The sequence below is a fragment of the Streptomyces sp. NPDC047072 genome (assembly GCF_040643855.1).
In the GTDB taxonomy this organism is placed as follows: Bacteria; Actinomycetota; Actinomycetes; order Streptomycetales; family Streptomycetaceae; genus Streptomyces.
Genome location: NZ_JBEYVC010000001.1, coordinates 22,739 through 38,235, shown reverse-complemented (window position 1 = coordinate 38,235; position 15,497 = coordinate 22,739). Strand labels below are relative to the sequence as shown.

Below are 15,497 nucleotides of genomic sequence, written 5' to 3'. Positions count from 1 at the left end.
CCGCCGTTCAGTGAAGCCACAGGGATCACCCAGGCACGGCGCCCATGGTCTGAGCAATCACCGCTCGCAGACCAGGAGTACAGGCCATGACGACCCTCGCCCCACCGCCCGCGCCGGCCTCCCAGGAGGGCCGGCACCGGGCCGCGCCGCCCGCCGCGGCAGGCCGGCTGAAGAGGCTCCTCGCCGGTGCCCCCGAGGACCCCCGCTGGGCCCGGCCCGCGCTCTGGGCGATCCTGGTGCTGGCCACGGCGCTGTACGCCTGGAATCTGTCGTCCATCAGCGGCAACACCTTCTACAACGCGGCCGTCTACTCCGGCACCAAGAGCTGGAAGGCGTTCTTCTTCGGCGCGCTGGACTCCGGCAGCTTCATCACCGTCGACAAGCCGCCGTTCGCGCTGTGGGTGATGGGCCTGTCGGCCCGCCTCTTCGGGTACGGCACCTGGCAGTTGATGCTGCCGATGGTCGCGGTCGGCACCGGCTCGGTGGCCCTGCTGTACCGCATGGTCAAGCGGGACTTCGGCCCCGTCGCCGCCACGGTCGCCGCTCTCGCGCTCACCCTCACGCCCATCACGGTCGCGATCAACCGGGACACCAACCCCGACCCGATCCTGGTCTTCCTGATGCTGCTGGGCGCGGCCGCGCTGATGAAGGCCGTACGCACCGGGCGGCTGATGCCGCTGGTCTGGTCGGGCGTCGCGATCGGCTTCGCGTTCAACACGAAGATGATGCAGGCGTACGTCGTCCTGCCGGCGTTCTTCCTGGTCTACCTGTGGGCCGCGCGGGTCTCCCTCGGCCGCCGTATCCGCAATCTGGCCGTCGGCACCGTGGCGCTGGTGGTCTCCAGCGCCTGGTGGATGGTGGTCGTCGACCTCATCCCCGCCTCCTCCCGCCCCTACATCGGCGGCTCCACCGACAACACCGTCTGGGACCTGGTCATCGGCTACAACGGCTTCGGCCGCATCTTCGGGGCGAGTTCGTCGGTCGGCTCGCAGGGCAACGGCGCGAGCTTCGGCGGCGAGGCGGGCCTGTACCGGCTGTTCAACGACATCATGGGCGGCCAGATCTCCTGGCTGATCCCCTTCGCGCTGGTCGCGCTGATCGGCGGCCTGGTGCTGCGCGGCCGGGCGCCGCGCACCGACGCCAAGCGGGCCGCGCTGCTGCTGTGGGGCGGCTGGTTCGTCTTCCACTACCTGACCTTCGCCCTCGCCGAGGGCACCTTCCACCCGTACTACGTCACCGCCATGGCCCCCGGCATCGCGGCCCTGGCCGGTATCGGCGGGGTGATGCTGTACAAGGCCTTCCAGGAGGGTACGGCGGCGAAGTGGGCCTGGGTGCTCCCCGCGGCGATCGCGGCCAGCACCGCCTGGGCGGTCGTCCTCCTCCAGCGGGTCTCCGGCTCCGGAACGCTGTACACGGTCGCCGAGGTCGTCGCCGGTGTCGCCGGCGCCCTCGCGGTGATCGGGCTCCTCCTCGGGCGCTTCTCCAAGCGACAGCGCCTCACCGGCATCGCGGCCCTCGCCGCGGTCGTCGCCCTCCTCGCCGGCCCCGCGGCCTACTCCGCCTCGGCGGCCACCTCCAGCACGAACGGCACGAACCCGACGGCCGGCCCCAGCACCGGCGGCATGGGCGGTGGCGGCGGCATGGGCGGCGGCCAGCGCCCGAGCGGCAGCGGTACGACGACCAGCGGCGGCCGGTCCATGGGCGAACCCCCGTCCGGCAACGCCCCGTCGGGCACCAGCAGCAGCACCACCGGAACCACCGGGACCGCCGGCACCACCGGCACCGAATCCGAGTCCGGCACCGAATCCGCCCGCACCGCCGGCGGCATGGGCGGTGGAACCCAGGTCTCCTCCGCGATGATCACGTACCTGAAGAAGAACCAGGACGGCGCCACCTGGCTCGTCGCGGTCGCCACCGACCAGACCGCCTCCTCGATCATCCTGGAGTCCGGCGAGCCGGTGATCTCCATGGGCGGCTGGTCCGGCTCCGACAACGCGATGACCCTCGCCAAGCTGAAGAGCCTGGTGAAGTCCGGCAAGCTGCACTACATCGTCATCAGCAGCGACGGCGGCCAGGGCACGAACTCCGAGATCTCCACCTGGGTCAAGAAGAACGGCACGGCGGTCTCCGACTACAGCGGCCTGTACCGCCTGGACACCTCCGACGTCAGCTGACCTCACCGGCACGACAGAGGGCGGGCCCCGGTTCCACACCGGGGCCCGCCCTTCCTTCTGCCCAACTTCGTGACCTTCCCCTACAGTTGAGCGGCGAGAGCCGGTGGAGGGGGGTACGGCGGATGGCATGGCGGTCCCTGCTCGACGGCGCGCTCGACGTCCTCGCCCCCGGCCATGCGCCGGTGGACGCCCGGCAGGAGGAGCCGGACTTCCACGAACGGCTCAGGCGCCACTGGACCACCGCCTACACCGCCCTGGGGTCGCCGCCGGAGACCGAGGTCCACCGCCAGGCGCTCGAACTCATCCGCAGCGGGCGGACGGAGGAAGGCGCGCGGCTGCTCCAGAAACTGGCGGACGACGGGAACACGCGAGCACTCACCGACCTCGGCGTGCTCCGCCTGCGCACGGGCGGGACCGAGGAGGCCCGCCGCCTGTGGCAGGAGGCCGGCAGCCGGGGCAGCGCGCGGGCCCTGCACTTCCTGGGGCTGACCTCCTTGCGGGCCGGCCGGTACGGGCAGGCGGAACGGCAACTGCGGTTGGCCTTCGAAGCCGGTGCGGCCCTCGCCGCCAAGGACCTCGGGCTGCTCCTGCGCGAGGAGGGCCACATCGAGGAGGCCGAGCGGGCGTGGGTCACCGCCTCCGAGCACGGGGTGGCGGACGCGGACTCGCTGCTGGGCCTGCTGTGGAACGAACGGGGCGATCCCGAACGGGCCCGCCGGTGGTGGCGCAAGGGCGCTCTGCGGGGCAGCGCGGACGCCGCGTACAACCTGGGGCTGTCGCTGGCCGACGCGGCGGACCTCACCGCGGCGACCGAATGGTTCATTCAGGCCCAGCGGGCGGGACACGACTCCGCCGCTCGCACACTGGCCTGGCTCCGGGCCCACCAGAACCTGCGTGCAGCGCCCCTGCAGACGACCTATCAGATCTCGCTGGACAAGGACGACGTCGGCGTCGACCCCGCACACGGCCGGGAGCGCCGATGACACGCCAGGACACCGGCCCGGGGCTGCGGTGGGACGCGAGCGTGGCGCGGGAGTGGGAGCTGGTCAAGCCCGGTCTCGCGGCCGAGATCTGGGAGGAGTTCCGGGTCGACGAGAGGCACCGGCGCCGGATGGCGTGGGCGACGGTCGGCCAGCGGGCCATGGGGCAGGTGTTCGCTCTGCTGTCGGTCGGGGCGATGCTGCTGTTCGCCAAGTACAGCCTCGACGCCGGCGAGCCGCTCGTCGCCGCGTTCGCGGTCGGCGCGCCGTCGATCTCCCTGGCCGTCATCTTCGGCCTGTCCCGGATGCCGGGCCGCACCCTGGAGACGGCGATCGGGCGCCCGGTCCGCCGGGTGACGGCGGTGACCGCCGTCCCGCCCGCGCCGCCCGATCCGGTCCCGCCGACAGGTGGCCCCATTCCGTAGGCGGGCTCCGTCACGCGGCCTCCGAGCCCCCGCCGGCCGCCGTGGGAAACCCGGGCGTCCGCAGCACCCGTCGCTCCCCGTCCACCGCGAACACCTCGCAGCCCTTCAGGGAGGCCGCCCAGTCGACGCCCTCGGTGCCCATCGCGAAGGCGGCCGTGGCGACGGAGTCGGCCTCTGTCAGGGTCGGGGCCACGACCGTCAGGCTGAGCAGGCCCGTCGCCGGGCGGCCGGTGCGGCCGTCGAGGATGTGGTCGCCGCGTTCGTAGCGGGCGGACGTGGCGACCGCGCCGTCCGTGAGCGACAGCACCGTGCACAGCTTGTCGGCGTGCTCGGGGTGGCGTACGCCCACCCGCCAGGGGCCGCCGGCGGCGACCACGTCACCGCCGGCGTTCAGGACGAACCGCGCGGCACCGGCCGACTTCAGCAGCTCCGCCGCCCGCTGCACCGACCAGCCCTTGACCACCGCGCAGGGGTCGAGACCGCGGCCGGGCAGCCGTACGTCGAAGGCGCCGCCGGTGGCGAGACGGTAGTGCTCGCACAGGGCGAGGACCTCGCGCAGGTCGGCGCTCAGTTCGTCGGCGGTCAGCTCGGCGCGGCCGTACCGCGACACCTCGCTGTCCTCCTTGAACGGGCTGAACCGGGCGTCGACCTCGCGCAGCCATGCGAAGACCGCGTCCGCCGCGGACTCGGGGACGCCCTCGTCGTCGACCCGGAGCGAGACGGGGAAGCCCATGACGTGTTCGACTCGGTGCATCGCGGAGATCAGCCCTTCGCGTCGATCGCCGCCTGGAGGGACTCCTTGTAGCCCTCACTGGTGATGGTCGCACCGGACACGGAGTCGATGTCCGCGCTCTGCGCCTCCAAGGTCTCCGCGATCAGCTTCGGCACCGCGGCCGTCGTCTGCGGGTGGTTCGGCTGCTGGAGCATCTGGACGGCGCTGATCTTGTCGCCCTCGAAGGTCACCTGGACCTGGACGGTGCCCTTCTCCGTGTCGACCGCCGTTCCGTCCACGGTCTTGGACGCCGCGGCGGAGGCCGATGCCGTCGGAGACGGGGAGGCCGAGGCCGCTTCGGCGTTCTGGTCGATGGCGTACTGAAGGGACTCCCGGTAGCCGGTGCTGGTGATCGTCGCTCCGGACACGGTGTCGATGTCCGCGCTCTGTGCCTCCAAGGTCTCCGCGATCAGCTTGGGTACCGCCGCCGTGGTCTGCGGGTGGTTCGGCTGCTGAAGCATCCTGACCGCGGTGATCTTGGTGCCCTCGAAGGTCACCTGGACCTGAACGGGACCCTTCTCGGTGTCCACCGTCGATCCCTTGACGACGGTCCCCGACGAGGAACCGGAAGACGCCGAGGCGGACGGCGCCGGTGTGGTGGCCTGGACGGTGGAGGAGGCGGCGGACGGCTCGTAGAGCCACACGGGCACCAGGCCCGCGATGCTCAGGACGACGACAGGTATGGCTCGTTTCACGGTCTCTTCCTCATCCCGCCAGGCTGAAGCGCTCGAAGTGGGTCTGCGCCTTGGGCACGTTCAGCTCCCGCAGGGTGCCCAGCACGGCGTTCATCATCGGCGGCGGTCCGCACAGGAAGACGTCCCGCTCCGCGATGTCCGGCACCAGCTTGACCAGCTCGGCGGGTGCCAGCCGGTCCGGCACCGGCGGCCCGGTGACCAGGTGGAGGTCGGCGCCCTTGGCGAGCGCCAGCTCGCGCAGCTCGTCGTAGAGGACTGCGTCCCGGTCGCTGCCCACCCGGTAGACGACGACCGCGTGGCCCTCGATCTCCTCCAGCAGGGCGCGGATGGGGGTGACGCCGACACCGCCGGCGATCAGCAGGGACTCGCTGCGGACGCGGTGCAGGGCGGTGAAGGCGCCGTAGGGGCCCTCGGCGAAGACGCGGGTGCCGACCTTGACGTGGCGCAGGGCCGCGCTGCCGTCGCCCGCGGCCTTGGCGGTCAGGCGCAGGGTGCGGCCGTCGGGGGCGGCGGACAGCGAGAAGGGGTTGGCCTGCCACCAGCGGTCGCGGGTCAGGAAGCGCCACAGGAAGAACTGCCCGGCGCGGGCGGGCAGTTGGTCGAGGTCCTTGCCGCTGATGTAGACGGAGACGACGTTGTCGGACTCGGGGACGACGGCGGTGACCCGGAACTGGTGGCGCCAGTTCCGCCAGAGCGGGAGCACGACTCGTCCGAGGAGGAGTGAACCGAGAGCGGCTCCCCAGACGATGTACCAGTAGGCGGTGGCGACGGACGAGGAGGCGAAGGTGGTACCGACGGCGACCTGGTGGGTGAAGGCCAGGACCACGGCGACATAGGTGTAGAGGTGGATGAAGTGCCAGGTCTCGTAGGCGAGGCGGCGCCGGGCGTAGCGGGCGGAGACGGCGCCGACCAGGAGGATCAGGAAGAACGCGACGACGGCGCGCAGCACGCCCTCGGTGGTCTCGGCGAGGTCCACGACCTGTCCGACGGGGCCGACGTCGGTGCCCTCGGCATAGCCGAAGGCGATGAAGACGGCGTGCGCGAGCAGCAGCCAGAGGAGAGCGAAGCCGGTCCAGCGGTGCCAGGAGGTCAGCCGGTCCATGCCGATGCGGCGGTCGAGCCAGGGCAGCCGGGCCACCAGCACCAGCTGGAAGGCCATCACCAGCGCGGCGTACAGGCCGGTGAGGCGGCCGATGACGATGAGCGCGTTGGAGGCGAAGCCCGCCTGGGCGAAGAACCAGGCGGTCAGGGCCGCGTTGGCGGCGAGGAGGGCATACAGGCCGGTTCGGGCGACCACCCTCGGGCGTTGTATCGCCGCGGGGGGCGTGGGGGGTGACTGGACGGTCGTCACGGACGGGCTCCTTGATCGGGGCTCTGGACTTCCGAGCTTCCCCGGCCGGAGCTGTCGATTTACTGTCGTACAACTTTCAAGAGCTTATCGATGTGCGAAAGGCGCCCTCCCGCCCCTGGCTGCGAGGCCGCTGTGCAGCACTATGAACACGTGGAAAAAGTTCGACTCCTCGTCGTGGACGACGACCCGCCGATCGCCGATCTCGTGGCGACGGTCGCCCGCTACGAGGGCTGGGAGGCGGTGACCGCGAACTCCGGCGAGGAGGCGCTGAGCCGTGCCGCCGCGTTCCACCCGGACATCGTGGTGCTCGACCTGATGCTGCCCGACATCGACGGCTTCGGCGTCCTGGACCGGCTGCGCCGCTCGGGCACGATGGTGCCGGTGGTCTTCCTCACGGCCCGGGACGCGGTCGCCGACCGGGTGGCCGGGCTGACCCGGGGCGGCGACGACTACCTGGTCAAGCCGTTCGCGGTGGAGGAGCTGATGGCGCGGCTGCGGACCGTGCTGCGGCGCAGCTCCGGGCCCGGCTTCCAGCGCTCGGTGCTCGCCGTGGGCGACCTCACCATGGACGAGGACACCCGCGAGGTGCGCCGCGGCGAGAAACTGCTCACCCTGACCCCGACCGAGTACGAGGTGCTGCGCTACCTCATGCGCAAGTCGCCGACCGTGCTCACCAAGGCGCAGATCCTGGACCACGTGTGGGAGTACGGCTTCGGCGGGCGCTCCAACGTCGTCGAGCTGGTGGTGAGCCGGCTGCGCCGCAAGCTGGACGACACGGGCGAGCCGCTGATCCACACCGTGCGCGGCTTCGGGTACGTCATCCGGCAGGCGGCCGAATGATCCGGCGGATCCGGTCCGGGTACCGCCGCATGCGCCTGGGCACCCGGCTGGCGCTCGGGCTCGGGGTGCTGGCCCTGCTGGTCTTCGGGGTGGTGGGCACGGCCCTGACCACGTACATGCGCGACTACCTCTCCGCCCAGCTCAACGAACAGCTCTCGCTCGCGCAGGTCGCGCAGTCCAAGAGCATCGCGGAGTACGGCACCCTCGCGGGCAAGAAGTACTACCGCTGGTACTACGCGGTGTACGACGTGAAGGACGGCACGCCCGAGCTGCGCAAGCCCGAGGACCCGACGGACCTGCCGAAGGACGTCGCCGAGTTCACCTCCGTGGCGAAGGCGCAGACCGTCGCGAAGACCGAGGTGCTGGCCACCGAGCACATCGAGGACAAGGGCGACTACCGGCTGCGGGCCTGCGAGGTCGAGCCCGGGGTGGTGCTGGTCAGCGCGGCCCCCATGGACGACATCGACGACACGGTACGGCGGCTGATCACGGTCCAGGTGGTGGCGTTCGGGCTGGCCCTGCTGGCGCTCGTGTTGATTGGGCGCAAGCTGCTCAGGCGCGGTCTGAAGCCGCTGAGCGACATGGCGCACACCGCGCACGGCATCGCCTCGCACGACCTGACCGACTCGGCGGCCCGGCTGCCGCTGCGCGCCGACAAACGGGGCGGCGGACCCGAGGTCGAGGAGCTGCGCACCGCGTTCAACACCATGCTGGAGCACATCGACGACTCGCTCGCGGTGCGGGCGGAGGCCGAGCAGCGGCTGCGGAGGTTCGTGGCGGACGCCTCGCACGAGCTGCGGACGCCGCTGATGTCCGTACGGGGCTATGCGGACCTCTTCCAGTACGCGGCCGCCAACGCCCCCGAGGAACGCGAAAAGCACCTGGCCAGGCTGCGGGCGGAGGCGGCCCGGATGGGCTTCCTCCTGGACGACCTGCTGCTGCTCGCCCGCCTCGACGCGGCGGAGGTGGAGACGCCGCTGCGGCCGACCGAGACGGACCTGGTCGACCTGGTGGAGCAGGCCGCCGACGCGTTCCGGGCGAGCCACCCGGACCGGCCGCTGACGGTGGAGCCGGGGCCGCAGGCGCTGAAGCTGCGCCTGGATCCGCAGCGGATCCGCCAGGTCGTGGACAACCTGCTGACCAACGCCGCCATGCACACCCCGGCGGGCACGGTGGTCTCGGTCGCGGTCCAGGTGCGGGACGGGCGGGCGCGGGTGCGGGTCGCGGACGCGGGTCCCGGTATCCCGGCGGCCGACCAGGAGCGGGTCTTCGACCGCTTCTACCGCGTCGACAAGGCGCGCAGCCGGGACCGGGGCGGCAGCGGGCTGGGGCTCGCGGTGGCGAACTCCCTGGTCCGGGCACACGGCGGCACGATCGAGCTGAGCAGCGAGCCCGGGGCGACGGTGTTCACGGTGTCGCTGCCGCTGGCGCTCAGGGGCTGAGCGTCGGGGGCGTCGGTGCTTCCCTCGCCTTCGGGGCAAGCCGACAGCGACAGGCCGAAGGCGAGGGAGAGTCCGGGCGGACTGACGGGAACCGACGCGGACGCAAGGGAAGCCTAACCTAACCTCCCATCCCGTCAATCCCTGTTCCGGCCGCCCTTCCGCAGACCTTGACCGAGCGCTTCCGCGGCCCGCGCGCTGGGCACCCTCTGAGGAGGCGTGTCGTCCGCCCGCCCGCGCGGCTTCGGCTGCCGGACACCGGTACGTCACGCCGGGCGGGAACGTTTCCCCCCGTCCCCACTGCCTCGCCTGCATCCGTCTCGGTCCCCGCCCCGCGCGTGGGACACGACGCGAAAGGACGACGTGCGCCGTGTCCCTGCTCCCGCTCGACGGCCCCCCGAGCCAACTCCCCGGCACGGCCGGGCCCTTCCCCACCGCGAGACCTTCGACCACACCGACCGGGCCCCTCATCACCCCGGCCGCCGGCACGACTCCCGCCCGCCGCTTCACCACCCCGGCGTCCTCGGCGACTCCGGCCACGCCCCCCACGGCCCCGGCCTCCGCGATCCCTCCCGCCGAGCCCCTCGCCGCCCCGGCACCCCGAGTCGCCTCCGACGGGCGCGAGCCCAACGCACGCTTCACACCGCCGAGTTCCCACCACGTCGGCGCCGCCGCCCCCGACGGGCTCCAGCCCACGGCAGCTCCCGCCCCGGCCCGCACCGGTCCGCCCCTCGCCTCCCTCCCTGCCGCCGCCCGCTCCTCCGGCCTCCTCTCCCGCCTGGCCCGCCCCGCCCGCCGCCTGCTCACCCTCCTCCCCCTCCTCCTCATCGCCATCTGGGCGGCACTGGACTGGCACGCCCTTTACGACGGCACCGCGCGGCTGGCCACGGCCGACCCCTATTGGCTGCTGATCGGCCTCTTCTACACTTGTCTGGGCTGGCTGTCCGCCTCGCTGGTCCGGCAGGGCGCGCTGCCCGAGCGGCTGCCGACGGGACCCCTGATCGCCTCGCAGTTCGCCGCCGGTTCCGCGAACCACGTGCTGCCGGCCAGCCTCGGCGCCCACGCCGTCACCCTGCGCTTCCTACAGGCCCAGGGCATCCCGCTCACCCGGGCCACCGCCTCCCTGGCCCTGTACTCCCTGGTCCGGCCGATCGCCAAGACCTTGGTCCTGCTCGGCTTCCTGTTCACGCTGCCGGGGCTGCTGAGACTCGGTGAACTCGTCCCGGACCACCGCATGTTGCTCCTGCCGGTCGCCGCCGCGGTGATCGGCCTCGGCGGCACGCTCCTGCTGGTGACCCTCGTCCCGCCCCTGCGCCGCCCCGCGACCACCTTCGTCCGCACCGCCCTCACCGACGCCCGCCGTCTGCACACCATGCCCAGCCGCGTCCTCGCGCTCTGGGGCGGCGCGGCCGCCGCACCCCTCCTCCAGGCGAGCGTGATCCACGCGGTCGGCACCTCCCTCGGCATGACCCTCTCCTGGGCGCAGGTGGCGTTCGCGTACCTCGCCGCGAGCAGTGCGGTCGGCTCGATCCCCGCCCCGGGCGGCATCGGCCCGGTGGACGCGGCGATGGTCTTCACCCTTTCCGTCTACGGCGTCCCGGTCGCCCTCGGCACGGCCGCCCTCATCGGCTACCGCGTCCTGACGGTCTGGCTCCCCCTGCTCCCCGGCGCCCTGTGCCTGTCGACGATGGTCCACCGCAAGCTGCTGTAGAAGCCCTCCGCTGCTGTAGAAGCCCCCTGCCGACCCACCCACCCCATTGAATGATGTATTCAACATCTCTAACATCAGCAGGTGGCTTCATTCATCAACCTCAGATGTACGGCCGCCTTGTTGCTGGCCGTCGGACTCGCGGCCCCGGCGGCTCCCGCCGCGGCCGCTCCGCGTCAGGCCGCCCCCCAGGTGTGGCCGACCCCGCAGAGCATGCACACCGGACGGGGCCAACTCCCCGTCCCCGACCGGGTCGTCGAGGTCGTCGGCCCCGGCACCGACCCCGCCGCCCGCAAGGTCGTGGAGGCGGCGCTCAAAGCCGCCGGTGCCGACCGGATCACCAGGGTCGACGCCGGTGACCGCACCCCCTCCGCCGCCCTGACCGTCTACCTCGGCGGACCCGGCGAGAACAGCGCCACCGCCGGCGCGCTGAAGCGGCTCAAGGCCGGCTCCCCCAAGGGCCTGGCCTCCGGCGGCTACGTCCTCGCCGCCGGCCGCAGCCAGGGCCGGGCCCTGCTCGCCCTCTCCGGCGTCGACACCACCGGCACCTTCTACGCGGCCCAGACCCTGCGCCAACTCCTCGACGGAAAGCACGAGTTGCCGGTCACGACCATCCGCGACTGGCCGAGTGCCGCGCTGCGCGGAACCATCGAGGGCTTCTACGGCACCCCGTGGACGCACGCCGAGCGGCTCAGCCAACTCGACTTCTACGGCCGTACCAAGCAGAACGTGTACGTCTACTCCCCCAAGGACGACGACTATCTGCGCGCCCGCTGGCGGGACGAGTACCCGCCCGCCGCCCTCGCCCAGTTGAAGGAACTGGTCGACCGGGCCACCGCCAACCACGTCCGCTTCACCTACGCCCTCTCCCCCGGCCTGTCGGTCTGCTACTCGTCCGAGGACGACGTCAAGGCGCTGACCGCGAAGTTCGACTCGCTGTACGCCATCGGGGTCCGTTCCTTCGCGATCCCGCTGGACGACATCAGCTACACGAAGTGGAACTGCGCCGCGGACGAGCAGAAGTTCGGCACGGGCGGCGGTGCGGCCGGTGCCGCGCAGGCGCAGCTGCTGAACACGGTGTGGAAGGAGTTCTCCGCGAACCACACCGGACTCGAACCCCTGGAGATGGTCCCCACCGAGTACTCCGACCTCGCCGACTCCCCGTACAAGAAGGCCCTGCGGGAGCAGCTCGACCCGGACGTGGTCGTGGAATGGACCGGCGTCGGCGTCATCGCGCCGACCATCACCACGGACCAGGTGAAGCAGGCCCGCGAGGTCTACGGCCACCCGATCCTGATCTGGGACAACTACCCGGTCAACGACTACGTGACCAGCCGTCTCCTGCTCGGCCCCTACACGGGCCGTGAGCCGGGCGTCGCCACGGCGGCGACCGGCGTCACCGCCAACCCGATGATCCAGGGCGAGGCGAGCAAGCTCGCGCTGTTCACCTCGGCCGACTACCTCTGGAACCCGGCCGCCTACAACCCGCGCCGGTCCTTCCTGGCCTCCGTACGGGACCTCGGCGGACCGCAGGCTGCCAAGTGGCTCCAGATCTTCGCCGAGAACAACTACTCCTCCCAGCTGGACGCGACCGAGTCCCCCACGCTCACCAAGCTGATCGCCGCCTTCCGCAAGGCGTACGAGGCGGACAGCGGGCTGGATCAGGCGGCCGCCAGGCTCAAGGGCTACTTCGCCGACATGGCCGCCACGCCCGCCCAGTTGCGCGCGCACCTCGCCAACCCCGGTTTCCTGGACGAGACTTCGGCCTGGCTGGACAAGCTCGGCAGCTACGGCACCGCGGGCGGGACGGCCGTGGACCTGCTGCTGGCGAACAAGGCGGGAGACACGGACGCGGTTTCCAAGTACTGGACCCGACTCCGCGCCGAGCGCAAGGACTTGGACGCGATCCCGCAACAGGTCTCGCCGGGCGTGATGGACCAGTTCCTCTACACGACGATGCTGGAGAACGCGCCCGACCCCGGAGTCGACGCGGCCTTCTCCCCCGCCTCGGTGTCCCTGAAGCCGGGAGCCTCCACGACGGTCACCCTCAACCTCACCGACACCCAGACGAAGTCGGTCACTTGGAAGCTCGACGTACCGGACGGCGTCACCGCCACCCCCGCCGAGGGCACGGCGACCACACCGTCCTCGGTCACCATCACCCTGACCGGCGGCAGCACAACAGGCGTCCACAACGTGATCGCCGAAGGCACCGGCATCCTCTCCCGTGCCCTCCCGGTCCAGGTCACCGACGGCACCGGTGACTCACACGCCCTGACCGCCAACTTCAGCGGCGCGTCGGTGAGTTCGATCGACCTGACCACGAAGACCACGACAAACATCCCGGTGGGCAACAACCCCGGCGAGGTGGTGGTCAGCGCCGACGGCCGCACCGCATACGCGGCCAACCAGGGCTCGAACACGGTCAGCGTGATCGACGTGGCGAAGAGCACGGTCACCGACACGGTCGCGGTGGGCAAGGTCCCGGCAGGCCTAGCGCTCACCCCCGACGGCAAGACCCTGTGGGTCGCGAACTACACAGACGGCACAGTGCAGTCGATAGACACGACCACTCTCACAACCGGCACCCCGCTCCCTGTCGGCTCCGGCCCGGAGAACATGGCGATCACCCCGGACGGCAAGACCCTGTACGTGGCCAACATCCACGACAACACGGTCAGCCCGGTGGACCTGACAACACAGAAGGCAGGCACGGCGATCCCGGTCGGCCCGAACCCCTTCAACGTGGTGGCCGCACCGGACGGCAAGACGGTCTACGTCTCCAACTCCGGCGGCTCGACGGTCACCCCGATCGACACGGCCACAAACGACACGGAGCCCACCCTCCTGGTCACTGGCCAGGCATACGGCCTCGCCCTCAGCCCGGACGGCCGCACCCTGTGGGTCAGCCCCAGCAACGGCGACTACGTAACCCCGTTGGACACGGTCACAGGAGCCCCCGCCGAACAAGTCACCGTAGGCAAGTCAGCCTTCGACATAGCCCTGAACTGGAACGGCACAACGGCCTACGTGACAACGGCGGACGGCAACAAATTGGTGCCGGTGAACACATCCACCGACACCACAGAAGCCCCACTGACAACCGGCGCGTACCCCTTGGCAGCAGCCCTGACCCCAGTACCTGTCGACTAAGGACCAGCCCACCCACCCAGGGGCGCGGGGAACTGCGCGACCAGCCCCCACCGGCCGCCAGCTTCCCCGCGACCCCTCAACACGCCCCTAACTAGCCGTCCTCCGAATCCGCCCCGAATACTTCTTCTCCAGCTCCAGGTTCCCCTCAAAACCCCCGGGAACATTCGCCGACACATAAACCGGCGGCCGCTCCCCCGCAGCGATCAGCAACCCAGACGCCTCAGCCACAGCCATCTGCACCAACGCCACCCCGGTCAGAGTAGAGAGCGCGGACACCGCCCCACCCCCCGGCAGTTCAAGCAACGCGTCCCCCACAGGCGCCGCGTTGTCCAACACCACGTCGGCCAGATCGACCAGCTTCTTCCCGCTCACATGCCCCGCGGGAACCGCCCGCGTATGAGTGAGCGAAGTGATGGCGAGGATCCGATGCCCCTGCGACTTCGCATGCAGCGCCATCTCCACGATGACGCTGTTCACCCCGGAGTTGGAGATGATCACGAACAGATCCTCGGCACGCGGCGCGGCCAGATCATAGAGACGCGCGGCGATCCCGGGCTCCCGCTCCAGCAGAGGATCGTCCAGCACACGAGGATCGTCCCCGCCGAAAAGAACGAGGTCGGCCATCTGGAGCCGGTTCGTCGGCACCAACCCGCCCGCCCGGCCGGCGACTTCGAGCACCATCGCCTGGGAGTGCCCGGTGCCGAACGCCTGGATCACCCCGTCGCCGCGCACACAGTCGACGATCAGCTCGGCGGCGCGACGCACGTCGTCACGCGCGGACTCGGTGACGTGACGGAGGACGGCCAGACTCTGCTCGGCGAAGACCTGGGCGCTGACTGACTCGACGGACACGCTTCACTCCCCACTGATGGATTGAACCACCATACAACCACCGATAGGTGAATCAATAAATCACAGCATGGTCCTGGTATTCAATCGCCGGTCAGTAGGGTGGCTGTCACCTTCGCTGATACCTTCTTCGCATGCCTGCGACGGACGTCACGACACTGATCCGCACCGAGCTGCCCCGGCTGGCCGGTTCGCTGCGCAAGGTCGGCGAGCTGATCCTGGAGGATCCGGCCGCCGTCACCCACTGCTCGGCCGCCGAGCTGGGCCGCCGCACCGGCACCTCCCAGGCCACGGTGACCCGGTTCTGCCGGGCCATAGGGCTCGACTCCTACCAGCACCTGCTGATCGAGCTGGCCCAGGAGCGCGGCCGCAGCGAGGTCTCCGACTGGGGCAGCGCGGAGATCGGCCCGGACATCTCCCCGGACGACGACCTGGAGCGGGTCGTCCAGGTGATCGGCACCGCGGATCTACGCGCGGTGCAGCAGACCATCGACCGGATCGACCTGGACGCCCTGGAGCGCGCCGCCCAGGCGATGGCCCGGGCCCGCAGGATCGACGTGTACGGCGTCGGCGGCAGCGGCGCGGTCGCCCAGGAGACCGAGACCCGGCTGTTCCGGATCGGCTGCGCGGTGCGCGGCTGGAACGAGGTGCACGGCGCGGCCACCTCCGCGGCCCTGCTCACCCCCGCCGACCTGGCGATCGGCATCTCCCACTCGGGCGCCACCCGGGAGACCATCGAGCCGCTGGAACTGGCCAGGGAGCGCGGCGCGACCACCGTCGCCATCACCTCGGACCCGCGCTCGCCGCTGGCCCGGGCCGCCGACATCCGGCTGATCTCGGCCTCTCCCACGGAGACCAGCTTCCCCGGCCGCACCGGCAGCATCGGCGGCCGGCACTCCGTACTGGTCCTCATCGACGTCCTCTACGTCCGGGTCGCGCAGCTCACCTACCAGCGCTCCAGCGCCTCCCTGGCGCTGACCGACCACATCACCCCGCAGCACGCGCTCAAGAACCGGCGCGGTCGCTGATCTCGGCTCACTTTGTATGGATGAACCACCTGAGATACCCGAAGATGGTTGTTTGAATCATCCAATCGGTGCAGGATGGGGCT

Annotated in this window: 12 protein-coding genes; 8 read left to right on the top strand and 4 right to left on the bottom strand. The window is 71.1% G+C overall.

Translation table 11 applies throughout. From position 1 onward, the window contains the following. Positions 1 to 86 precede the first annotated feature (86 nt). From ABZ896_RS00160 to ABZ896_RS00150, 3 genes are all read left to right on the top strand, one after another. A complete protein-coding gene (locus tag ABZ896_RS00160; RefSeq protein WP_360919326.1) occupies positions 87 to 2,174 on the top strand; it encodes a glycosyltransferase family 39 protein in 2,088 nt (695 codons plus the stop codon). Between the two features lie 122 nt (positions 2,175 to 2,296). Beyond that, entirely contained in the window at positions 2,297 to 3,157 is an 861-nt protein-coding gene (locus tag ABZ896_RS00155; protein WP_360919323.1) for a hypothetical protein, read from the top strand. Next, the gene (locus ABZ896_RS00150) at positions 3,154 to 3,579 is read left to right on the top strand and encodes a hypothetical protein (RefSeq protein ID WP_360919320.1); all 426 of its coding nucleotides are present in this window, start codon (positions 3,154 to 3,156) and stop codon (positions 3,577 to 3,579) included. Before ABZ896_RS00155 ends, ABZ896_RS00150 begins: the two co-directional genes overlap by 4 nt. 10 nt (positions 3,580 to 3,589) lie before the next feature. Here ABZ896_RS00150 and ABZ896_RS00145 read toward each other — a convergent pair whose 3' ends face one another. From ABZ896_RS00145 to ABZ896_RS00135, 3 genes are read right to left on the bottom strand one after another with little or no spacing between them, the layout of a single operon-like run. Then, entirely contained in the window at positions 3,590 to 4,333 is a 744-nt protein-coding gene (locus tag ABZ896_RS00145) for an FAD:protein FMN transferase (protein WP_360919317.1), read from the bottom strand. An 8-nt stretch (positions 4,334 to 4,341) separates the two neighbouring features. After that, positions 4,342 to 5,046, bottom strand: coding sequence for an FMN-binding protein (locus ABZ896_RS00140; RefSeq protein WP_360919313.1), 705 nt, complete (start codon positions 5,044 to 5,046; stop codon positions 4,342 to 4,344). Between the two features lie 10 nt (positions 5,047 to 5,056). Beyond that, on the bottom strand, positions 5,057 to 6,397 hold the full coding sequence (locus ABZ896_RS00135) for a ferredoxin reductase family protein (protein WP_360919310.1): 1,341 nt from the start codon (positions 6,395 to 6,397) through the stop codon (positions 5,057 to 5,059). Between the two features lie 150 nt (positions 6,398 to 6,547). Here ABZ896_RS00135 and ABZ896_RS00130 point away from each other — a divergent pair, with 150 nt between their 5' ends. The 4 genes from ABZ896_RS00130 to ABZ896_RS00115 all read left to right on the top strand — a co-directional run bounded on the left by ABZ896_RS00130 (position 6,548) and on the right by ABZ896_RS00115 (position 13,537). Then, complete coding sequence (locus ABZ896_RS00130) at positions 6,548 to 7,237, top strand: response regulator transcription factor (RefSeq protein WP_360919306.1); 690 nt, start codon at positions 6,548 to 6,550, stop codon at positions 7,235 to 7,237. After that, a complete protein-coding gene (locus tag ABZ896_RS00125; protein WP_360919303.1) occupies positions 7,234 to 8,679 on the top strand; it encodes a HAMP domain-containing sensor histidine kinase in 1,446 nt (481 codons plus the stop codon). Before ABZ896_RS00130 ends, ABZ896_RS00125 begins: the two co-directional genes overlap by 4 nt. A 775-nt stretch (positions 8,680 to 9,454) precedes the next feature. Next, the gene (locus ABZ896_RS00120) at positions 9,455 to 10,387 is read left to right on the top strand and encodes a lysylphosphatidylglycerol synthase transmembrane domain-containing protein (protein ID WP_360919744.1); all 933 of its coding nucleotides are present in this window, start codon (positions 9,455 to 9,457) and stop codon (positions 10,385 to 10,387) included. 81 nt (positions 10,388 to 10,468) lie between these two features. Then, positions 10,469 to 13,537, top strand: a complete 3,069-nt coding sequence (locus tag ABZ896_RS00115; RefSeq protein WP_360919300.1) for a beta-N-acetylglucosaminidase domain-containing protein — start codon at positions 10,469 to 10,471, stop codon at positions 13,535 to 13,537. Between the two features lie 87 nt (positions 13,538 to 13,624). Here the strand turns inward: ABZ896_RS00115 and ABZ896_RS00110 are convergent, their stop codons facing one another. Beyond that, complete coding sequence (locus tag ABZ896_RS00110) at positions 13,625 to 14,389, bottom strand: SIS domain-containing protein (RefSeq protein ID WP_360919296.1); 765 nt, start codon at positions 14,387 to 14,389, stop codon at positions 13,625 to 13,627. Positions 14,390 to 14,520: 131 nt separating this feature from the next. Here ABZ896_RS00110 and ABZ896_RS00105 point away from each other — a divergent pair, with 131 nt between their 5' ends. Next, positions 14,521 to 15,414 carry a MurR/RpiR family transcriptional regulator gene (locus ABZ896_RS00105; protein WP_360919293.1) on the top strand — a complete coding sequence of 298 codons (894 nt, stop codon included), beginning with the start codon at positions 14,521 to 14,523 and terminating at the stop codon, positions 15,412 to 15,414. The last annotated feature ends 83 nt before the right edge of the window (positions 15,415 to 15,497 follow it).